The sequence below is a fragment of the Siminovitchia terrae genome (genome assembly GCF_003605405.2).
In the GTDB taxonomy this organism is placed as follows: Bacteria; Bacillota; Bacilli; order Bacillales; family Bacillaceae_C; genus Siminovitchia; species Siminovitchia terrae.
Window position 1 is genome coordinate 459,972 of record NZ_QYTW02000001.1, and the last position, 21,763, is coordinate 481,734.

Genomic DNA, 21,763 nt, shown 5'->3' on the forward strand with positions numbered 1-21,763 from the left:
TATTTGCGCCCAGATTTTATAGAGCTTCGCTCGATAAATTTCCTCTGAAAAACTGAGGCATCCGCCGGAGGCTTTAACTTTATTCAGCCAGGGTTTGAACCCCCACTGAATGGAATACCAATAGGCATTCATCTCACCACTTACAGTAGTGGGAGGCTTCTGCTGCTTGAAGTTAAATCAGCGAATATACAAGTTGCTGCGTGTATGCGTGCTGAGGATTTTCTAAAATTTGATCGGTTAATCCGTGCTCGATAACCTTGCCATCCAGCATAACCATTGTCCGATCGGCCAACATACGAATGACTGCCAAATCATGCGAGACAACAATCATGCTGATTCCCAGCTCCTGCCGGATTGTTTTGATCAAATCCAATACACTCGCCTGTACAGATAAATCCAAGCCTGTCGTGACTTCATCCAATAATAGAATCGGCGGCTGATTCGATAAGGCCTTAGCAATTTGAACCCGTTGCTGCATCCCACCTGAAAACTTCTTTGGCTCATCCTTGATCCGGGTAATCGGTATATGAACGTGCTTTAGCAGTTCCTTACTCCGGTTCTCCATATGCTCCACATTACGGTTGCCTGCAGCAATCATTTTTTCTGCGATGTTGCCAATGGATGAAAAATCCATTTTCAATCCAAGTACCGGGTTTTGATACACCATTCCAAGAATGGTATTCCTTATATAACGCAGTTGTTGAGGCGACTCTTCAAAGACATTTGTTTTTCCATAATTGTATGAGCTGATATATGCCTTTCCTGAAGTCACGTCATTATCGAAATACAGACACTTCATCATGGTGGACTTCCCGCTCCCGCTTTCACCGACGACTCCTAAAATTTCACCGGGATACAATTCGAACGACACATCATTACAGGCATAAACAGTACCGCATTTAAGACAACGATTTTTGTCCAAGGAAAGTCCGTTTCCATTACTGCAATGGTCGCAGCCTGGACCATATTGCTTTCTCAAATTCACCACTTTTAAAACAGGTTTATTTTGCATGTTCAATCGCCACCTCTGCTTTCAGTGCTTTTTCGTTCAATGTGGCGAGGCAATAGCTCGTATCATTACATTGGTAATAGGTCTCGTCCGTTTCAGGATTCACCAATTCATCCAAGAACACATCCGTCGAATGACATAAGTGGCAATGCTTACCTTCGAATGATTCCACTTCCATCGCATAATCCTCGAATGCCAATGAAGTTACCTTCGTATATGGAGGTACAGCGTAGATTTTTTTCTCTCGTCCAGCTCCCAGCAGGATCAAAGACTCCGAATGATCCATCTTTGTGTTATCGAAGCGGGGTATAGGGCTCGGAGCCATCACATACCGATCATGCACCAGCACCGGATGATCGGCATTCGTTGCTGTCTTTCCATATTTCATGATCTGCTCAAACAGCATAAGCCAGGCACCGCTGTATTCATTCTCAGCATGTAATTGTTTCGTTTTCCATTCACTTGGCTCAACCCAACGCAGTGGTTCAGGTATAGGGACTTGTAGAACAAGCACCTGATTCTCTGTCAAAGGTACTTCAGGTATTCTGTGCCTCGATTGTATGATTGTCGCGTCTCCTGTTTCCGTCGTCGTTTCAACACCCGTTGTCCGATTGACAAGCTTTTTTATATTTACAGCATTGACTGATTCATCAGCCCCTTGGTCAATGACTTTTAATACATCTTCCTTTCCGATGATGGAGAGGGTGATTTGCAATCCGCCTGTTCCCCATCCGCGCGCAATCGGCATTTCCCTTGAGGCAAATGGAACCTGATAGCCTGGAATGGCGACTGCTTTCAAGATCGCCCTTCGAATCTCTTTTTTCGACCCTTCGTCCAGCAAGGCAAAGTGGGGTTTATTTTTCATGTTTTTCAGCCCCCTGTTTGATTTTCCTCACGCTGTCCAGTTTCGACTGGAACGTAACATAGTGAGGCAGCTTTAAATGCGAGATGAATCCACTTGATTCAACTGAATCAATATGCAGAAGGATGAATTCCTCATCATGCGTCGGGTAGTCTTTCTGCCCATGCTCCAACGCTTGATCCAGAATGCTCATCGCAATGGCCTTTGTTTCGTTTTGCCCATAGCAAATCCCATAGCCAATCTCAAATTCAATCTCTTCTTCATTTTTTTCGTTCTTGATGGTAATCGGAATAAATGATTCAACTTCCGTTACTTTTATTTCGCCTATATAATAATCATTTTCCTCATCATCTGTTTGGTCGGCTGGATCGCTGATGGTCAATGGAAGCATTCCAACGCGCAGTTCTCCGACTGTCGGATGCACTGCTCCATACCCTCTTATCGCCGCGTATCCAAGAGAAGTGACAGCCCCTGTCTGACCTCTGGTTAAAATTTGCAACCTCTCACTGCGCGTTGTCGGAAACTGGATGCTACGCTTCGTTACATCAAGCGGCTCTGTATCATCTTCTTCATAGATAGGGAACAAATTCTGTTTACGTAAATAATCTACAACCTTGGGCAAATCTGCTTGAACGGAAGGATCTGCTATCTGTTCATTTTCTTTCGCGTATTGGTCGAGCCATTCTAGTACCGTATCCTTCGTCTCCGAAAGCAGATCGTAGTCCATTAACCGATGTGTATAATCATATGTGGCTCCTAGAATCTGCCCACCCGGAATATCCTTGAAACTGGCGGAAATCCTTCTTTCAACAAACATTTTGTTAGTCTCAATCACCCGGGTATAATAATTTCTTGGCAAGGTGGAACGATGAGCACGCAACAGGAAGACAGCCTCTTCCATGTTTCCTTCAGACTGCTTGATTGCCAAAGCTGCCAACAGCTCTGAATACAGGCTGCTCTCGGACATGACCTGGTCAACCATTCCTCGCATGCCTGCTATGATTGCTTTGACCTCAAGTACTTCTTCTGATTGAATCCGTTCAAAGGTCAACCGTCTAATAGATTCTTCAATTGCTTCCGTCCCGCCTTTTACTGCTACATAAGCCATTCTTCACACCCCACACATCTTAATGACCGTTGTTCTAGGTATGCACACAACATTAGAGAGTTCATCTATGAGGATCATATCAACACCCAATGGATACTCTTTGTTCGCTTTCCGTCTTTCCTCGATCCAATCTTTGGAGTTGGCAATCGAAAGTTCCGCAGTTGTTTTAATCCCTGGTCCTTCCAGAGTCAATTCTTTTTCATTGCTGAACTCTGTCTCTAAAATAATCGTTGCGGATTGCTGTGGATTCACAAGAGTTCCAATTTTTATCTCTTGAAAAACATTTACAATTTGTTCCTTTGTTGCTTGTTTCGTGATGAATACATACTCTGCGGCAGATGGACTCTCTTGAACAGACATTGTATAAGCGGCTATCATATCTCCAAGTTCTTTTGTCTGTTCACCTACAAGGGCAAAGGAGACTTCCCTGTCAAGCAATGTCAAAGCAGTAATAAAAGTTGCGGGGAGTCCCTCCGGAAAAGAGGCAATCCCGTCATTAAACTCTTCCATGCTCTTAATCGTCCCAGGCCGTGACATACAATGGAGGATTGTCCGAAATCCCTTTTGAATATCGTGCACCAAATCTATCGACATCTTTTCACCCCTTTATGGTTAAACGTCCATCGTTTCAAAGTTCACCTTCGTCTTTTGAATAATGGCTGCGTCTAATCTCTTTGCAGCTATCATTTGCTTTTCTTCCTCTTCTAATAATGGAATCCATTCATTTATTTCGCTTAACTCAGCTTTAAATGCCGCATCGATTACAGCAAGCTGATAGGCAAGATCTTCCTCCATTCCAGTGACAATGCCAATGCCGACTTGATTGCTCACTTTCACTTTGCATTCAGTCACTAAAACTTCACCAAGATAGAACAGCGTTTTTTTCGCTGTCTCCCTCATTTTGATCATTGTCAATGCTCCCTGCGGCTTCATAATGATTTCAAGAGAATGGTTCTTTTCTATTTCATGTGCTAAGTTTTTCGGTATATCCCGAGATCCTTCTATTAAAATGCGCATTCGCCTATTTCTTTTCATGGATCTCACCTCCCTACAAACCGATCGTAACATGTTGCCAAGTTAGCCAGTGTAAAGGGTTTATAAAGATATTGTAAAGATGGATGGAAAGCATTAGGGATAGAAGATCAGATATTCAAAACCGGTGATTGGGGCGAAAATAAAAAAACTGCTCCGCAAAAAACATGCGGAACAGCAAAAATTAATTTTATTTTGAAGTGATGGCGTACTGGAAGGAGTCACTTCGATAGATGATTTTCGTATACTCTAAAACTTTATTTTGTGGCGAAGCGATACAGTTGCTTTCCACAATTAACAGCGGTACTAATGCGGTACATTCCAGCATTGAACGTTCTTCGCTCGTTGGAAAGGAAATACTCAAATGACTGTCGGTACTGGTAAACTCCGTATATCCCTTTTGCCGGTAATACGCGAACATTGAACGTAACTGCACCCCATCTTCCTCAATATTCGGAAAAGTCAACTTGGCTACATACGAACTATGCAACGCAACCGGCTTTCCCTCAATAAAACGCAATCGAGAGATTTTAAATACCTCTTCTCCCTCTGTTACTTGCAAAGCCGAATAAATACGCGGATGATAAGCAACCTTTTCACAACTTACATTTTTTGTTTCAAGTGGATAGCCGGCACTTAACATTTTTTCCGTAAAACTTTTACTCCCTGTTAAATGAAGCTCAATCTGCTGCTGGCTGCCCTTCAAAAAACGTCCTTTCCCCTGCTGTGAGTAAATATACCCCATCTCCTCCAGCTTCAAAAGAGCATTCCGGACCTTAATCCGCGGCACTTTATAATCATTTGCCAGCTCGTTTTCAGAAGGCAGCCGTTCGTTTGGCCTGAATTTGTCCTGCATGATCGATTCCAGCAAATCATCTACAATCATCTGCTCTACATCTTGATTCATCCGTGCCCACTCCTGTGAATGCAGTCCGATTTTATTTTATCTTCATAATCGTTAGCTGCAATTTTTCTCTTTATCAAATGCGCCTTGGCGTATTTGCGCCCAGATTTTATCGAGCTCCGCTCGATAAATTTCCTCTGAAAATCTGTGGCATCCGCCGGAGGCTTTAACTTTATTCAGCCAGGGTTTGAACCCCCACTGAATGGAATACCAATAGGCATTCATCTCACTATTTACAGAAGTGGGAGACTTCTGCTGAATGAAGTTAAACCCATTTTTCTGCTTCCCCCTTACTTCATAACATATTCTACAGGTAAACTTCTTCGTTTGCAGTATATCTTAGCTCTACAAATCCAAGTACGATATAGTTATCGCGCTAAAATCCACTCTTTAACGATCCTCTTATGGAACTCAGCAATTCAACAGATAAGCTACTCCTACCTTAAACCCATTAGCATTCTCAATCAAATTTTTAACAGCCAAATAAAGACTTGGTTTTTCCCTCTATAATCCTAATTGGATAAACAATCTAAATGCAGGTCTTTCCCTAATGTCATCCCGTTTTTCTTGTGATCAAATGCGCCTTGGCGTATTTGCGCACAGATTTTATCGAGCTCCGCTCGATAAAATCTGTGGCATCCGCGGAGGCTTTAACTTTATTCAGCCGGGGCTTGAACCCCCACTGAATGGAATACCAATAGGCATTCATCTCACCACTTACAGAAGTGGGGGATTTCTGCTGAATGAAGTTAAATTTTAAAGACGTTGCGAAAGCTGCAGGCAAACCATATGCGGACTAAGGGCACGCTTTTGTGATAAAAAGGTTACGCACAAGATGACTCTTTATGACAAGGTTTTATGTAAATACGCAATTTTAGAGGCACTAACGTAAGTCTAATATTCCGTTACTTCCTTGACTAATGAAACGTCCTGAAACTTTATCCAATAGATGCCTTTTCGATTACAGTCTTTGGGGCTTTTTAAAGAATAATCTTTAAAGGTTACCCAGATACAGCGCTTTTAGTAAGGGATTGACTGAATCAAAGTGGGGTGGAAAGAATTGGAATCAGTATCAAAGATTCCTGGAGGGAGATCTGGACCATTGAACATATTGTCCGATTTTCCGGCCCCTTTACAGGGATTCCATCCGCATCCGGCTGATTATAAGCCCTCCCAGATTTATATAAGATGAAAATGGTGATAAAAACTAATTTACTGAATCCACAATTGAAAAGGATGGTGTTGAAAAAGTTGTGTTCATTGCGGGAAAGCAAAATGAGGAATTGGACAGTAAAGCCAACATGCAGGATGTATCCCTAACTAAAAAATGGGAAATAGTGGGGCTTTATGCGTTCAATGGTCGAGGGTCACACCTTTTACTTTTTTCTACGATATTTGGCCAATTCGACTCTTGTACTATTTGAAAAGGTCTGAAATGTCACGGTTGTATCTCCACTTTCAACAAATTGTGCAATCCATTTTCGGATCAGTGCTGAAGGATTGATATGCCTACTTCTACATATATTGTAATAATGCGCTTTTAATTCGTAGGGGATTTTAATATTAATTTGATCCTCTTTCTCTTTCATGGCGAGAGCCTCCAATGCTTTATTTCTAATATTGCCTAATATGTGTTGTCATCCAGTCAGCGGCCATGATGGGACTGGCTCAACAATATGAGTAACGCTCAGTTTCGCAATGAAAAATTTGCGTAACGAATAAACTATTTCTCTGCTGCTTTAATGGATATAAAATTTATAATAATGCAAGCCTTACATCAAGAAAAGTGCTAAATTCCCAAATAATCAAGGCGGACACATAGGTAACCTATCCGTTCGTTCTATGCATTACAGTTGGATTTTTTATAGGAGAAACGTTTCTGACATACTGAAATGGGTAACATGTTTCATAACCAACCCTTCTTTTCCCATCTACTATATGAAAATTTCTGTTTCACGGATTTCATAAGTGTAGGAGTCGGAGGGTATCATCATGATAAAATGATCTCCAATCTCTGTATCTCCGAAGCTGCGAAAAACAGTATCGTGATGACCAGATAAGCCAAGTTACTCATTCCGACCTAGGTAAACAGATTCGGAAAAATCACTCACACCTTTTTCTACAGCGTCTTGATCCGTTCCTTCTATAACCGGCAGCGTTTTGCCAAGCTTAGGAATTTCTAAGGAGAACTTTCACCAAGCTTTACTATCAAATTCGCCTTGGCGTATTTGCGCCCAGATTTTATCGAGCACCGCTCGATAAATTTCCTCTGAAAATTTGTGGCATCCGCTGGAGGCATTGGCTTTATTCAGCCGAGGTTTGAACCCTCACTGAATGGAATACCAATAGGCATTCATCTCACCACTTACAGAAGTGGGAGATTTCTGCTGAATGAGCTCACTGGTAAGTAGATCACTATCATCTACTGATCCTTTGATCCGCTCCTAAGCTTCAATCAAAGACTGCTTTGATGCTTTCGTGCTGGAAAGCCGATTGCTATTTCAGCGATAAGTAAAGCACTCCTAAGTGCTTTCGAGATAGGCCTACTTCCTAATCCAATATTTCTTTGAACATTTACTTCCTCATCGTCTATTAGGATGAACAAGCTCACTATTATATATAGAAGAAACTCTTTATTTTTTAAAAATTGCATAGACTTACGATTAACCTTTACAGATGTAGAGAGGAAGCAAATGCTCCGAAACATTTGCTTCCTCTTTTGTTACAAATATTATCTTTTCCTGCGTCCGAAGAGTTTCGCTCCAATACCAGCAAGCATAGCCCCCAGACCGGTAAGTCCCATGGTCCAAATAGCTGTAGCCGTGTTTGGAAGTTTACTTCCACTGTTATAACCAGATCCAGCATTTGACGTACCGTCGCCATATCCAGATCCTCCGCTACTACCAGTTCCACCCGTTGTTGTGCCAGTTCCTGAGCCGTCTTTGTCTCCATCAGAATCAGCATCGGCGTCGGCATCAGCATCAGCGTCGGCATCAGCATCAGCGTCGGCATCAGCATCAGCGTCGGCATCAGCATCAGCATCAGCGTCGGCATCAGCGTCAGCATCAGCATCAGCGTCAGCGTCAGCGTCAGCATCAGCGTCGGCATCAGCGTCAGCATCAGCGTCGGCATCAGCGTCGGCATCAGCATCAGCGTCGGCATCAGCATCAGCGTCGGCATCAGCATCAGCGTCGGCATCAGCGTCAGCATCGGCGTCAGCGTCAGCATCAGCATCAGCGTCAGCGTCAGCGTCAGCATCGGCATCAGCATCAGCATCAGCGTCAGCATCGGCATCAGCATCAGCGTCAGCGTCAGCGTCAGCGTCGGCATCAGCGTCGGCATCAGCGTCGGCATCAGCATCAGCATCAGCGTCAGCATCAGCATCGGCATCAGCATCAGCATCAGCGTCAGCATCGGCATCAGCATCAGCGTCAGCGTCAGCGTCAGCATCAGCATCAGCGTCAGCGTCAGCATCAGCATCGGCATCAGCATCAGCGTCAGCATCAGCGTCAGCATCAGCATCAGCGTCGGCATCAGCATCGGCATCAGCGTCGGCATCAGCATCGGCATCAGCATCGGCGTCGGCGTCGGCATCAGCATCGGCGTCAGCATCAGCATCAGCGTCGGCATCAGCATCGGCATCGGCGTCAGCATCAGCGTCGGCATCAGCATCAGCGTCGGCATCAGCATCAGCATCAGCATCAGCATCGGCGTCAGCATCAGCATCAGCGTCGGCATCAGCGTCAGCATCGGCATCAGCATCAGCATCAGCATCAGCATCGGCGTCAGCATCAGCATCAGCGTCGGCATCAGCGTCAGCATCGGCATCGGCATCGGCATCGGCGTCGGCGTCGGCGTCAGCATCAGCATCAGCGTCAGCGTCGGCATCAGCGTCAGCATCGGCATCGGCATCGGCGTCAGCATCGGCATCAGCATCAGCGTCAGCATCGGCATCAGCGTCAGCATCGGCATCAGCGTCGGCATCAGCGTCAGCATCGGCATCGGCATCGGCGTCAGCATCGGCATCAGCATCAGCGTCAGCATCGGCATCAGCGTCAGCATCGGCATCAGCGTCGGCATCAGCGTCAGCATCTCCGTCACCATCATCTGGTTCGTTGAAAGCAACTGTTGTAGAGTCAGTCATGTCACTCAGTAATTCCGCATCAATAACCGAAGTGCTTACTCCAGCCCCGGAAATAGTCGTTTCACCTGGGATTCCAGCTGGCTTCTCAACAAGGACATTCAAGTCAACTGTTGTCTTTCCAATCACTTGTACACTAGCTAGATCATTTGATAAATCAATAGCGCCATTTGTTAGATCATCAATAACTCCAACAACTTGACCTGCAGTACTTGTAACAGTACCAAGTACCCCATTTACCAAGTTGTTTAAGCCTCCGATGATAAGACCTACCCCCGGTATCGCTTCTGCACCTGGTAAGATTTTTATTTCGACAGCATTTAGTGCATCTACTACATCTTGTAAGAGTTTGACAACAACATCATTCACTGCCGTTTCCAAATGGTTTCCGAGACCATCCGAGAAATTCACAACAATAGAACCATCATCATTAACGACAACATCCACTTGATCTTCATATTTAAGTAAATCAGCTAATGCTGTGTCAATATTATTTAGCGCTTCCACTGCATTTCCTAACTCAGTTATTCCGTTAATTGTCAGGAAACTATCAGGAATAATACTCTTTTGTAAGCTATCAACAACATTCAACACTTCATTAACAGTACCAGTTAATGTAGTTGTTACACCACTCAAAGTATTACCTAGTGCCGGCAAATCATCCATCGTAATCGGCAAAATTTCTACTGTCACATTAGCAGATCCATCAGCACTCATCTTTCCTGCCAACTCAGGTGCATAAAACACAACCACACGCTCTGGGCTTAACAATTCCACATCCGCAACACCAGTTCCTGTCATGCCAAGCCCGAGTTTATACGCATCCCCTTGGTCCGTTAAATTTGAGGAAATCGAAACATCTGATAGAAGCTTCACTTCCGCCAACGATGCAGCTTGTGCTGCATTGATTGTCATTCCTGGAATCTGGAAGTTATTCGGTAGAACAGCTGGAGCTGCTACCAACAAAGCCGTTGTAGCAATGGCTGCTGTTCTTTTTATGTAGGTATTGCGTTTTGCATTCATTCTTTTCTTATAATCAAATTTCTTCTTTCTCAATTTCTTCTTCTCCATTCCACTTTTGATTTCAACAATTTTCCGATAGTTTTAAAAATAAATAATGACTGAACATATCCTTTTTTCTGAATTCTGTTTCAGCAATGCTTATGAGAAGCATCCTTCCTAAAACCAAAAACTGGAATACTTGTCGACTACAATGGTTGAACTCACAAAAAGAAAAAAGCGAAACCTTTTCATTTTTCTTTTCTGCAAGCTCATTTTTAAAAATTTTTTTTGATGGCAACACCCCTTTTATTGCAGGAATATTTCAAGTGAAACATTTGCATAATACTTAACTATTTTTGTGAAACACTGTCAATAACTGTCAGGCAATATGATTATATCCACTTAGATTATTTACTATTTTTTGGTAAAAAATGTGAGCCTTTCGTCAAAAAATGTCTATACATTTTATTTTTGGGAAAATTTTGTCATTTTTACAGACTTCAGCAATAACAATGTCAAAAATTCACAGAATCCCTCGACCGCTTTTGACAACTTTCATCCTTGCCCTTTATAATTTTAAAAAATTAGTTTAAGATGATAGGCATACTTTTTAGAAGTAGCAAAGAAGACTCTAAAGTTACGAAACTATGTTAATACTAAAAATAAAAAGGAGGGGAATGAATGGGGTCAGGAGGTTTGGGAAGCATAATCACCGTAGTTTTCACCAATTTGAAACCTTTTCTGATTCTTGCATTACTCTTACTAACCATAAGACAGATCTTAAAGAACAGGAAAAAAAGGAAAGAGCAAGAGGAGGATAATGATGACGCACTGCTTGAGGAATATCAGGACATCGTTTTCGAGGAAGACAACAAAGAAGATGACAAACCGTGACAAAGATCGGTTTATTCAGAATAGATGATCCCCCTCAATTCAGGGCTAAAATTACGACTGTCACTCCAAAAGCCCAAGGCTATGAGGTCATTTTCTCCGTCCGAAAGATACCAATCATCAAATGCGCCTTGGCGTAATTGCGCCCAGATTTTATCGAGCTCCGCTCGATAAATTTCCTCTGAAAATCTGTGGCATCCGCCGGAGGCTTTGACTTTATTCAGCCGGGGTTTGAACCCCCACTGAATGGATTACCAATAGGCATTCATCTCACCACTTATAGAAGTGGGAGATTTCTGCTGAATGAAGTTAAACACCTGATTCTTTTTTGACCATGATGAGTGGGCGGCAAAGACAAACCCATTTTCCACAATCATCAGCAATTCTCACTGGAAATTACTGAAAAAATGTACAACCATGCAATCCGGTTCTAACAGACTGCGAAGAGCTTTCATAAGAGAAAAAATAAACATTTTACCCGGATTCACACAGGCACTTCAAAAAATGTAAGAAAAAGAAATGATTCATAGACAAAACCCTTCTACATAAAAAAAGACTTTTATAAAAAGTTAAGATAAGGAGCAGCTAAGCTAATGGAAAAATTGACAGCTTACAGTTATGTTAATCAAACACTAGACGAGTTTGAAATTCATTTTAATAAAATGTTTGGTCATGACGGCATTCCGGCAGCCTCAGTTGCAGGTGAGCAGCGTTATATTATTTTTCTTTCAATTGGAAACCCACAGTTCCGCGCACGTGTTTTCAAAGAAGGAGCTTCAGATATCACAAAGGCATTCCAGGGTATACGAAAAAAAGTCACCACGTTTATCCAAAAAAGCAATTTTGACCCGCAATGGCTAAAATTAGATATTGTTAAAGATATAACCGAATTGCCATTTAAGCAGTTGGAAGACAAAATCGCCAAGACAAGGATCAATTATTTCCGTAACGGTATCTCGTTTGATCCTGAATTTCGTTTGGCCTTTTTGGAACAAGAGATTAACGGAAACGCCATGATTAAGAGTACAAAAAACGGGCCTATTGCTTTAGATGAAAAAAATATAAATAATTATATGAAATATAACCTTCATGTCCGCTTTCCGTTTGTAAAAACGAAATACGGTGAAAAAAATGTATTTCTGTTTAAAACTGTGGGTGCCTTTAAGGACAGAGATTCTGATGTGATTCATAACTTATATGACGGGCCGTTGACAAACGGAGTCCGGAAAACGAAAAATATTCGTGATGAAGCAACAGCTCTTATTCATAAAGCAACTTATTTTCTAACCAATCAGATCCAACCGGATGGCAAATTTGAATATGGGTATTTCTCTGCCTTTGCCAGGCGTATCAACACTTATAATATACTTCGCCACTCCAGTTCATTGTATTCCATGGCCGAGGGGTATGAGATCATTCAAGACCCTGCCATCATCAAAGCAGTAGAAAAAGGTCTGGATTATTTGATGAAGGAAGCTGTTATCTACAAAAAAGACCTGCCTGAAGAGACAGCTTTTGTTGTCGATCAGGCAAATAACAATGAAATCAAGCTCGGTTCAAATGCAACTGCTATTTTAGCAATGACCAAGTATATGGAAGTCACCGGCAGCACAAAATACATTGAAGCCGCACGGGCTTTGGCACGAGGCATCATCCACATGAAATTGCCTGATGGGGGATTCATCCATGTTTTAAGTTATCCGACCTTTGCTGTCAAAGAACTGCACAGAATCATTTATTATGAGGGTGAAGCCGTTTTTTCTCTGTTGCGTCTGTATGCCATTGACCGCGACAATCAGTGGCTGGAAGAAGCAAAAAAATCATTCGAATACTTTATAAGAAAAGACTACTGGAAACACCACGACCACTGGCTGAGCTATGCAGCCAATGAATTAACAAATTACGAACCTAAAGATAAGTATTTTATTTTCGGCTTGAAAAACTGCAATAATCGCCTACATTTTATTTTTCATAGAGAAACTACATACCCTACATTTTTGGAATTGACAATGGCCGCATATAAAATGATCGACAAAATCAAGGAGCTCAACAAAGATTCCCTGCTGGAGCATATCGACGAGAGGTTCCTAGAAGACACTATTGATAGACGGGCAGAATATCAACGAGTAGGATTTTTCTACCCTGAGCTGGCCATGTACAAAAAATTACCGGCTCTGATTTTAAATGGATTCTTCATTCGTCACCATTCTTTCCGGGTGAGAATAGATGATGTGGAACATTATTTATCAGGCTATTGTCAGTTTTTACAGCATCGGGCGAGTCACCTGGACACTTACAAAGTTGAAATTGAAGAAAGCATAGTTCCTTCGTAATGAAAAAGGCTTCCTAAAAGTTGAATCAACTTCTGGGAAGCCTTTTTGCATCGATATGAGATTCTTCCTGACTTTCCCCCATCGTACTACGTCTTGAAAATCCTTTGTGAAATTTTAATAATATAATAGTTATTTAGATCACCTTTTGCATAAGTGGACCATAAAATGACAAAGCTAATTCTCAACTACTAAAAAATAGTTCTGTCTAATATCAAACTATGCATAATTAGTGACGATCCATTTCTCTTATATGCTTTTTTGTTAAATTCGTTTAAAAGATGTGTGGCTTTTAAACCCTCCAACCAAAAGGAAGCAGAATTCATTTTCCAAAAAGCTATTTAATAAATAATACAAAAACATCACTCATTACTACCGTTCAAATTTCTTATTTATTTTTTCAATATACCTAAATATTCTTTCCAAGGTCCAACATCTGCTCTGTATCTTTCGGCCATTACCCGTACTATTTGAGCAATGTGGGTTAAATCATGAACAACCCACGTAGAAAGCAATTCTCTTAATTTTACTGTACCAAATTCAGGGTGTAACCCCGTCATTTCAAGATGAGATTCAGATTTAACCAGTGTCTTAAGTTTAGTTATATTTGCTCTTCTAATCGTTTTAAATTCAAGCAACTTTTGTTCAATCGATTTTTGAGGGCTTTCTTTTAAATGTTTGTCACGATCAAAGGGGGGAAATGATTTATTTTCACCTTCCTGAATAATCAGTTCTAACCTCGGTATCCAATTATTTTTCTCCCCTTCAATCAGATGTCCAATCACTTCAGCAACATTCCAAGTTCCTTCACCCTCACTGCATTGTAACCATCCATTTGATAAATCCAGATACAAAATACTCCAATGTTTGTGGTGTACGTTCCAAAACTTCTATAGCTTCTTGCATGTTAAAATTCATTTATCGTACTCCTTATATTATAAAAATATACACTTTGTGTGAATCAGATGACCTAATAGAAATGTACAGCAGCAAGTAAGAAACAAATTTCCTGTTATCTTACAAAAGTAATAAAATCTGTATTAACTGGTTCCGTATGATTTGAACGAAGTTGAGCGTTAATTTGTCCTCTATGATGCTGACCATGAAGTGCGACATGAGTTAGAATATCTCCAATAGAATTCTTAAATTCTATCCCTTTACTGTTCTTATAGGTAATAAATTGATCTAAGTCAGCCTTGTCAATACTTGAAAGAAATGCATCGAAGCTATTTCTATTCTTTTTAACCATTTCTGCACACACCTCAATCTCAACTTCTCCCCAAATAGGCTGTGAACTGCTCTCTCCTTTTAACCTGCTTAACCAAACCTGCTCTGCGGAAAGGATATGGGAAAATAAACGTCTCGCCTGAGGATTGTCACGTTCAAGATTTTGCAAGGTCTCTAAAATACGTTGATTAGCCCAATTCAAATGATTATACATCCTTTTAATTACTTTCAATGGACACTACTCCTTTATATTTTCTTTATAACACCATGATATTACACAGCGAGCATTTACGAGTAAACCTAATCTGTCTGAGGGAGTTTAGCTTCATTCCCAATATGGGAATTTACATCATGCCTTGCATGACTTATACATTCATTTTTACGTAAGAGCTTATCAAATGCTCCTTGGCGTATTTGCGCCCAGATTTTATCGAGCTCCGCTTGATAAATTTCCTCTGAAAATCTGTGGCATCCGCGGGAGGCTTTAACTTTATTTAGCCGGGGCTTGCTCCCGCTGAATGAAGTTAAACTTCTACAAGTCCAATGATTTTTATAAGGCCGCTGGTCAATTATGTACCCAATACGAAAGATCATGTCATATCGGCAATCTTCACTGGTTTTAGGAGCCTTTAGCCTTTTCGAGTAATTCTATAATTTTATCAAGTTTCTTTTCAATTTCAACAGATTGATTACTTTTTATGGAAGAATTAATCAATAATCTTCGTATAAAAAGTGTAAAAGAAATTACGAATAAAGCCATTAGGCCTACAAAAATAACCAAAACCACTATTGTGTTTATATGTCCCAAACAGTACACCCCCATTTACTTTTCAATAAAACAGTAACAAATTTTCCGAATACAGTTTATTTTGTTGAAGCTCCACAAAATAAACAATCTATTATACTTCAATAATCATTTTTTAAACAGAGTACACTAAGGTGACTTCAGAATGCCTATGGTATTTGAACCGCATAAGGAACGTGGATGCTATGGAAGGGTAAAACGGGTACTTGGAGGTAAGAGCTAAACCTGACCTTATGTGAATTAATATATAGGAATAGATAGCATTAGTTGTAGATATGAAATGAAGTTACGACGCTTGTAAAAAAGATTAATCATTTTGAAAAAGTTTAGCTGCTTTTCGTCAACTTCAATCAATAATACTTTGTTAAATCAAACATTTGTTAAAATGGATGGGTTCTTTTTATTATGAAATCAACGATTGCAACTACTTTATTTGCTTCCAACAGGGGGACCTCCTATCAATCCTCTCTAATATATCATTATTGCAAAATAGCAAAATCAAACTTGCGGAAAATGCATAAAAGTAATTGAGTTTTGCAAAAAATACAACATAAAGATTAATGCATAATGAACATTTCAGACCATATACGATCATATTCTTTAGTAGCGTCTTCAATATCTATGCTAATAAAGTTTTAGGACTGTCGCTGTCAAAAGCCTTAATGTTCGGCAACAGGTCAATTAAGATTTCTTGCGACATTTTAAGTACTTTAGTATCAGTAGCATTTATAGATTTTCCTTGTAGAACGTTGGCAATACCTATAAGAACTCTTTGATCGTCTAAGGAGACTCCTGAATTTTTAAATTCAGGAGCCATTAGGTTTTTATAGCTGCTAATTTCTGTATCTACTAACTCCTATCCACCAAGATAGGCTTTTTTTACTTCTTCACTTTCTTGAAGCTCCTTAGCACTTCCAGATAAAATCATTTTTCCTGTTTCAATTACATATCCTCGACTGGCAATGGATAGTGCCATATGAGCATTTTGCTCAACAAGAAGAATTGTCGTTCCTTCATCGTTAATATCTTTAATAATATCAAAAATGGTTTGGACCATTAAAGGAGCTAACCCCATGGATGGCTCATCTAATAGTAATAATTTAGGCCTAGCCATTATGGCACGCCCCATTGCTAGCATTTGCTGCTCACCACCCGATAGTGTTCCAGCCATTTGTTTACGGCGCTCATACAGACGAGGAAAAACTTCATAAACTTTTTGAAAGCTTTGTTGTATTCCCGCCTTATCTCTACGTAAAAATGCTCCTAGTTCAATATTTTCCTCCACGCTCATTTCTGCAAATACTCGTCGACCTTCAGGCACTTGAGAAATACCTGCCTTAACGATACTCTGGGCTGGTTTTCCAGCAATGGATTCATCTAAATAAATAATTTCTCCTTCTTTTGGTCGGATTAAACCTGACAAAGTTTTTAGCAAAGTACTTTTTCCTGCGCCGTTTGCACCAATAAGCGAGACAATCTCACCTTTTTCAACCTCCAGTGAAATGCCTTTTAAAGCGTGAATTCGTCCGTAATTAACATTTAAATTGTTAATTTTTAGCATCGTCATTTTTGAACTTCCTCCCCTAAATAAGCCTCAATTACTTTCGGATTATTTCGGATTTCTTCGGGAAGTCCTTCTGCAATCAGGACACCATGATCCAAAACATAGATTCTTTCACAAATTCCCATGACTAAATTCATATCATGTTCAATGAGCAAAATCGTTAAATTGAACTTTTCACGTACAAAGGCAATCAGATCCATTAATTCTATTGTTTCTTGCGGGTTCATCCCGGCGGCAGGCTCGTCTAATAATAATAATTCTGGCTGTGCAGCAAGCGCACGGGCAATTTCTAGTCGACGTTGTTTTCCATAAGGTAAATTTCGAGCTTCTTCATCTTTATACTTATCAAGTCCGAAAATTTCCAAAAAAAGCATTGCCTTTTTTTCCATCTCCCGTTCTCCTCTAAAATGAGATGGCAAACGTAAAATGGAACTCACTACAGAATGATTGACAATGGAATGGTAGGCAACCTTAACATTATCTAAAACAGACAGCTCATTGAATAGCCTAATGTTTTGAAAGGTACGGCTAATCCCGCTACGCGTTACTTTATAGGGAGCTAGACCGTTAATACGTTTGTGATTAAATATAATATCGCCTTCTGTTGGTACATAGACACCTGTAAACATATTAAAAGCTGTCGTTTTTCCCGCTCCGTTCGGTCCGATTAGCCCAACAAGTTCTCCTCTATTAATTTCCATCGTTACATTTGAAACTGCTTTTAGGCCGCCGAATTGTATTCCTAAATTTTCCACTTGAAGTAAAGGCTCTTTACTCATGACGATCGCCTCCCTTCGATTTGCCCCACATTTTGAAGTAATCTGTAATTTCCATTGTCCCCATTAATCCTTTCGGGCGATACAGCATGACAAGAATCAGAATGATACTATATAAAATCATTCTCATTTCAGAGTAACTTTGGAGAAAAGTTGAAACAACCGTAAGTAAAATGGTTGCAATAATTGCACCTGATAAACTTCCGAGGCCACCAAGTACAACAAAAATTAAAATTTCAATAGATTTCATAAATCCGAAGTTTACTGGTTGAATAATATAGAAGTTATGAGCAAACAACGCTCCCGCAACCCCAGCAAAAAATGAACCGATTGCAAAGGCAAGCACCTTATAATACGTAGTATTAATCCCCATTGCATCTGATGCAATCTCATTTTCCCGTATAGAAATACATGCCCTTCCATGTCGTGAATTTGTAAAGTTTATAATGACAACGATCGTAACAAACAAACAAATAAAAGCGTACGTCCATGTAGTAAAATGAGAAACTTGTATCCCTGCTGCGCCACCGACATAATCAATATTAAGAAACACAATTCGAATGATTTCCGCAAAACCAAGTGTAGCAATTGCTAAATAATCGCCTCGAAGTCGAAGGCTCGGTATACCGACAATTAAACCCGCAAATGTGGCAATCACCCCAGCCAGAACAATGGCAACTGGAAATGGAAGGCCTAGCCTCATTGTAGCAATTGCAGAAATATAAGCGCCAACTGCTAAAAATCCTGCATGACCAAGAGAGAATTGACCTGTAATTCCTATTACTAAATGCAGGCTTACAGCAAGTATGATATTAATTGAAATAAATATCAGCGTATTTAAATAATAAGCATTCATGATATCTGTCACAATTAGAAGCTGAACAACCGCATATATAGCAACTGCCAATCCAACAAATGCCCAAAACTTTTTAGAATTTTTCATCTTGCTGTCTCACCTACACTTTCTCTCTCGAGTTTTTTCCAAATATACCCGATGGTTTAAATATTAATATTAAAATTAAAATAACGAATGCAACTGCATCTCTCCATAAAGAAAATCCAAGCGCACTTACAATCGCTTCAACTACTCCAAGAAATAAACCACCAACCATCGCTCCTGGAATTATACCGATTCCACCAAGTACAGCAGCAACAAACGCCTTTAATCCCGGAATAACCCCCATTAATGGATCAATTTTTGTATAGTAAATTCCAAAAACAACTCCTGCAGCTCCAGCTAAGGAAGATCCGATTGCGAATGTAGCAGAAATTGTATTATCCACATTAATGCCCATAAGACGAGCTGCATCGCTATCATAAGAAACTGCACGCATCGCTTTTCCAATTTTTGTCTTGTGAACAATAAATTGAAGAATGATCATCAATACAATTGCAACTAATAAAATTAAAATCGATTGGCTACTTACTTGAGCTCCTAAAAAATTAAAAGACTTATTCTGCAATACAGAAGGGTAAACCTCCGGTTGGGCACCACGGAAATAAATGACCCCATTTTGAATAAGTAATGAAACACCTATTGCGGTGATTAATGCAGCAATTCTCGTAGCGTTTCTTAAACGCTTGTAGGCAATTCGCTCAATAACGACCCCGATAACCGCACATACTGCCATTGATAAAAGCAAGGCAGGGAAAAAGCTGAGCCCCCAACCAGCAATTGCATAAAAGCCGATAAAAGCTCCAATCATAAATACTTCACCATGGGCAAAGTTAATTAGTTTAATAATTCCGTAAACCATCGTATATCCTAATGCAATTAGTGCATAAATACTGCCGAGTGAAATACCGTTAATCAATTGTTGTAACCATTCCATTCTATTCACCCCTTCTCTCCTATGTTTTAAGCATTAAAAAGGGATGGAGGAACCCCTTCCCCCATCCCTTTTGTTGAATTAAGGATCCACTTTTGTTTTAAAGACTTGCTCTCCATCTTGAAATTCTAAAATGGTTGCAGATTTAATAGGATGGTGATTCTCATCAACTGAATAAAGGCCAGTTATAAGCTCAAGTCCATCTGTTTTTTCAAGTTCCTCTTTAATTTTTTTCGAATCTACTTCTCCAGCACGTTCAATAGCATCTTTTAATAAATAAACGGTATCGTATCCTAACGCATTGAATGCATTAGGTGACTGATTATATTTCGCTTTGAACTTTTCTTTAAAGTCTTGAATTTTTCCATCAGGATCCTCAGAGGAATAGTGATTCACTGTAAATGTGTTATTTAATGCATCCACACCAGCTAAATCAAGAAGAGTTGGAGAATCCCATCCGTCCGCTCCCATTAACGGAACGTCAATACCCATTTCACGCGCTTGTTTAACAATTAACCCTACTTCTTCATAGTATCCAGGGATAAAGATAAATTCAGGGTTAGCAGATTTAATACGGGTTAGTGTAGAACGGAAATCTGAATCCTTAGCTACATAAGACTCATTTGCGACTGTTTCTCCACCCGCGGACTCAAAATATTCTTTAAAAGATTTTGCTAAACCTTTTGAGTAGTCACTAGAATTATCAGAATAAATTGCTGCCTTTTTAACTTTTAATTCATTTGCGGCGAAATTAGCAGCGACTGTTCCTTGAAATGGATCGATAAACGAAGTTCGGAACACATACTCATTCAAGCTGCCATCTTCATTGACTGTTACCGTTGGGCTTGTACCTGACGGTGAAATTAACGGCGTTTCATTGTCATTAGCAATTTGAGCTTGTGCAACAGTCGCACCACTTGTTGCTGCACCTATAATGGCTACAACTTTATCTTGAGTGGTTAGTTTAACTGCGCCACTTGTGGCCTCAGCAGCCTCAGATTTATTGTCGACCTTTACAAGTTCAATTTTTTTACCATCAATTCCGCCCGCCTCGTTAATTTCATCAACAGCTAATTGAATACCATCAGCTTCGGATGTTCCATAAGATGCAACAGCTCCGGTAAGTTCAAGGTTTAGACCAATTTTAATTGTACCACCATCTTTAGAGCTAGATGATGATTCCCCGTCTCCATCACTACTGCTTTTTTCCCCGCAGCCAGCTAAAACTCCTAAAGCTAATGCAGTTGCTGCAAAAATGCTTGTAAACTTTTTCAATTTCATTTATACCCCCCCATATTCTTTAAATAACTCTAATCAATAGATAGATATTTATTTAAAAATTAGAATTATTTTTAATATAATGAAACCAATTGAGTATTGCAAATGAAATTTTAATTCCGTCTACCGGAATACTCTGACTATTAATAAATTTATTATGCCGAATTTTTTATCGTCTCCTTACATATAGGATTATAAAAAGTATACATTTTTCATTATGTCTTGTCAAAATATTTTTTCTTATCAGATAAAAGTGGCTTTCAAAGAGTTTTTTACCTATTAAGTAGCAAGACTTAGGTTGCTAAATGATTTTTCTGTATAACGCTAGTACTATATGAATTATAAAGCGCAAAAAGATATTAACAACTTCATTATAAATTATAGACCTTTATTGTCCTCCAACTACGCGTATCATCAAAGTTAAAATAGAGATACTGGATCATTACACCATATAAAGGAGTGGTGAGAAATTGAAGAGGCATTTCTATAGAAGAGGTTGTATTTGCAAAAAGAAAAGGTATTGATGTGGCTCCACATGGCTTTTGTAGTAGATATCGGCATTGATCCAAAAACGGAAAAAAAGAAGACAAAAATCAAAAGGCGGGTTTAAAACAAAGCAAGAGGCAATTGCATCGGCAACTACTCTCGTTCACGGATTAAATATGGGAACTTATATGTTTTATTCAAGGACTTTGCCCAAGAATGGCTGATGATTTATAGTGAAACCACCAATGTAAAACCCGGCACAGTCCAGGTGAGGAAGTATGAAATTGATAAACTAATACCCTATCTTGCCAATTTAAAGCTTAAAGACATCACGCTAAAAAATTACAAAGATGCTTTAAATGATTTAAAGAGAAAGGGTATGCGGACAATACATTAATTAGCGTTCACCGCACTGGGAGAATGATCTTCAGGAGGACATCGAGATGGATCTTATCAGTAAAGATCCGACAGAATTTGCTTACGTAAAAAGAGGCAAAAAACGGAAGAGCAAGAAATCCC

The 21,763-nt window shown here is 39.9% G+C and carries 25 protein-coding genes and 2 pseudogenes; 5 read left to right on the forward strand and 22 right to left on the reverse strand.

The genetic code is table 11. The features are described from left to right. Positions 1–172: 172 nt before the first annotated feature. The 11 genes and pseudogenes from D5F11_RS02175 to D5F11_RS27890 all read right to left on the reverse strand — a co-directional run. Positions 173–1,012 (reverse strand): ATP-binding cassette domain-containing protein, encoded by an 840-nt coding sequence (locus tag D5F11_RS02175; RefSeq protein WP_120115702.1) that lies wholly within the window; start codon positions 1,010–1,012, stop codon positions 173–175. Beyond that, positions 1,002–1,874, reverse strand: a complete 873-nt coding sequence (locus D5F11_RS02180) for an alpha-D-ribose 1-methylphosphonate 5-phosphate C-P-lyase PhnJ (RefSeq protein WP_120115701.1) — start codon at positions 1,872–1,874, stop codon at positions 1,002–1,004. Before D5F11_RS02180 ends, D5F11_RS02175 begins: the two co-directional genes overlap by 11 nt. After that, on the reverse strand, positions 1,864–2,979 hold the full coding sequence (locus D5F11_RS02185) for a carbon-phosphorus lyase complex subunit PhnI (protein ID WP_120115700.1): 1,116 nt from the start codon (positions 2,977–2,979) through the stop codon (positions 1,864–1,866). The genes D5F11_RS02180 and D5F11_RS02185 overlap by 11 nt, the downstream gene beginning before the upstream one ends. Before the next feature lie 3 nt (positions 2,980–2,982). Beyond that, positions 2,983–3,573 (reverse strand): phosphonate C-P lyase system protein PhnH, encoded by a 591-nt coding sequence (phnH, locus tag D5F11_RS02190; RefSeq protein ID WP_120115699.1) that lies wholly within the window; start codon positions 3,571–3,573, stop codon positions 2,983–2,985. 18 nt (positions 3,574–3,591) lie between these two features. Next, positions 3,592–4,014: a phosphonate C-P lyase system protein PhnG gene (gene phnG, locus D5F11_RS02195; RefSeq protein ID WP_120115698.1), complete on the reverse strand. Its 423-nt coding sequence runs from the start codon at positions 4,012–4,014 to the stop codon at positions 3,592–3,594. Between the two features lie 187 nt (positions 4,015–4,201). Next, positions 4,202–4,918, reverse strand: a complete 717-nt coding sequence (locus tag D5F11_RS02200) for a GntR family transcriptional regulator (protein WP_120115697.1) — start codon at positions 4,916–4,918, stop codon at positions 4,202–4,204. Positions 4,919–4,969: 51 nt separating this feature from the next. Beyond that, positions 4,970–5,140 carry a hypothetical protein gene (locus D5F11_RS25820; protein ID WP_185830446.1) on the reverse strand — a complete coding sequence of 57 codons (171 nt, stop codon included), beginning with the start codon at positions 5,138–5,140 and terminating at the stop codon, positions 4,970–4,972. 328 nt (positions 5,141–5,468) lie between these two features. Continuing rightward, complete coding sequence (locus D5F11_RS25825; protein ID WP_185830447.1) at positions 5,469–5,624, reverse strand: hypothetical protein; 156 nt, start codon at positions 5,622–5,624, stop codon at positions 5,469–5,471. Between the two features lie 667 nt (positions 5,625–6,291). Continuing rightward, entirely contained in the window at positions 6,292–6,504 is a 213-nt protein-coding gene (locus D5F11_RS02205; protein ID WP_120115696.1) for a hypothetical protein, read from the reverse strand. A gap of 1,081 nt (positions 6,505–7,585) precedes the next feature. Continuing rightward, positions 7,586–9,007, reverse strand: a complete 1,422-nt coding sequence (locus tag D5F11_RS25830) for a hypothetical protein (RefSeq protein WP_185830448.1) — start codon at positions 9,005–9,007, stop codon at positions 7,586–7,588. 85 nt (positions 9,008–9,092) lie between these two features. Beyond that, positions 9,093–9,932 (reverse strand): annotated as a pseudogene (locus tag D5F11_RS27890) (adhesive domain-containing protein); the annotation flags it as partial. On the opposite strand from D5F11_RS27890, the gene D5F11_RS25835 reads away from it, so the two are divergent. Further along, a complete protein-coding gene (locus tag D5F11_RS25835; RefSeq protein WP_185830449.1) occupies positions 9,856–10,059 on the forward strand; it encodes a hypothetical protein in 204 nt (67 codons plus the stop codon). The pseudogene D5F11_RS27890 and the gene D5F11_RS25835 sit on opposite strands and share 77 nt — an antisense overlap. Before the next feature lie 680 nt (positions 10,060–10,739). Continuing rightward, on the forward strand, positions 10,740–10,952 hold the full coding sequence (locus tag D5F11_RS02215; RefSeq protein WP_120115693.1) for a hypothetical protein: 213 nt from the start codon (positions 10,740–10,742) through the stop codon (positions 10,950–10,952). A gap of 248 nt (positions 10,953–11,200) precedes the next feature. Here the strand turns inward: D5F11_RS02215 and D5F11_RS27675 are convergent, their stop codons facing one another. Then, entirely contained in the window at positions 11,201–11,326 is a 126-nt protein-coding gene (locus tag D5F11_RS27675; RefSeq protein WP_280519790.1) for a hypothetical protein, read from the reverse strand. A gap of 216 nt (positions 11,327–11,542) precedes the next feature. On the opposite strand from D5F11_RS27675, the gene D5F11_RS02220 reads away from it, so the two are divergent. Continuing rightward, positions 11,543–13,282 (forward strand): hypothetical protein, encoded by a 1,740-nt coding sequence (locus D5F11_RS02220; protein WP_120115692.1) that lies wholly within the window; start codon positions 11,543–11,545, stop codon positions 13,280–13,282. A gap of 389 nt (positions 13,283–13,671) precedes the next feature. On the opposite strand, the pseudogene D5F11_RS02225 reads toward D5F11_RS02220, so the two are convergent. From D5F11_RS02225 to D5F11_RS02270, 10 genes and pseudogenes are all read right to left on the reverse strand, one after another. Next, positions 13,672–14,197: pseudogene (locus D5F11_RS02225) on the reverse strand (DinB family protein). Between the two features lie 94 nt (positions 14,198–14,291). Further along, positions 14,292–14,738: a DinB family protein gene (locus D5F11_RS02230; RefSeq protein ID WP_120115691.1), complete on the reverse strand. Its 447-nt coding sequence runs from the start codon at positions 14,736–14,738 to the stop codon at positions 14,292–14,294. Positions 14,739–14,806: 68 nt separating this feature from the next. Beyond that, on the reverse strand, positions 14,807–15,100 hold the full coding sequence (locus D5F11_RS02235) for a hypothetical protein (protein ID WP_126646482.1): 294 nt from the start codon (positions 15,098–15,100) through the stop codon (positions 14,807–14,809). A 25-nt stretch (positions 15,101–15,125) separates the two neighbouring features. Then, positions 15,126–15,329, reverse strand: a complete 204-nt coding sequence (locus tag D5F11_RS02240) for a DUF4083 domain-containing protein (RefSeq protein ID WP_120115690.1) — start codon at positions 15,327–15,329, stop codon at positions 15,126–15,128. 601 nt (positions 15,330–15,930) lie between these two features. Further along, a complete protein-coding gene (locus D5F11_RS02245; protein WP_120115689.1) occupies positions 15,931–16,128 on the reverse strand; it encodes a type 2 periplasmic-binding domain-containing protein in 198 nt (65 codons plus the stop codon). 39 nt (positions 16,129–16,167) lie between these two features. Next, a complete protein-coding gene (locus tag D5F11_RS02250) occupies positions 16,168–16,872 on the reverse strand; it encodes an ABC transporter ATP-binding protein (RefSeq protein ID WP_120115807.1) in 705 nt (234 codons plus the stop codon). A gap of 2 nt (positions 16,873–16,874) precedes the next feature. After that, complete coding sequence (locus tag D5F11_RS02255) at positions 16,875–17,654, reverse strand: ABC transporter ATP-binding protein (RefSeq protein ID WP_120115688.1); 780 nt, start codon at positions 17,652–17,654, stop codon at positions 16,875–16,877. After that, positions 17,647–18,594 carry a branched-chain amino acid ABC transporter permease gene (locus D5F11_RS02260; protein WP_120115687.1) on the reverse strand — a complete coding sequence of 316 codons (948 nt, stop codon included), beginning with the start codon at positions 18,592–18,594 and terminating at the stop codon, positions 17,647–17,649. The genes D5F11_RS02255 and D5F11_RS02260 overlap by 8 nt, the downstream gene beginning before the upstream one ends. 13 nt (positions 18,595–18,607) lie before the next feature. Then, positions 18,608–19,483, reverse strand: a complete 876-nt coding sequence (locus D5F11_RS02265; protein ID WP_120115686.1) for a branched-chain amino acid ABC transporter permease — start codon at positions 19,481–19,483, stop codon at positions 18,608–18,610. A 78-nt stretch (positions 19,484–19,561) separates the two neighbouring features. Beyond that, on the reverse strand, positions 19,562–20,761 hold the full coding sequence (locus D5F11_RS02270; protein ID WP_120115685.1) for an ABC transporter substrate-binding protein: 1,200 nt from the start codon (positions 20,759–20,761) through the stop codon (positions 19,562–19,564). A gap of 557 nt (positions 20,762–21,318) precedes the next feature. On the opposite strand from D5F11_RS02270, the gene D5F11_RS27970 reads away from it, so the two are divergent. Together D5F11_RS27970 and D5F11_RS27975 are read left to right on the forward strand one after the other, a co-directional pair. Continuing rightward, complete coding sequence (locus D5F11_RS27970; protein WP_221768440.1) at positions 21,319–21,468, forward strand: Arm DNA-binding domain-containing protein; 150 nt, start codon at positions 21,319–21,321, stop codon at positions 21,466–21,468. Next, a complete protein-coding gene (locus tag D5F11_RS27975; protein WP_120115684.1) occupies positions 21,468–21,641 on the forward strand; it encodes a tyrosine-type recombinase/integrase in 174 nt (57 codons plus the stop codon). Before D5F11_RS27970 ends, D5F11_RS27975 begins: the two co-directional genes overlap by 1 nt. Positions 21,642–21,763 lie beyond the last annotated feature (122 nt).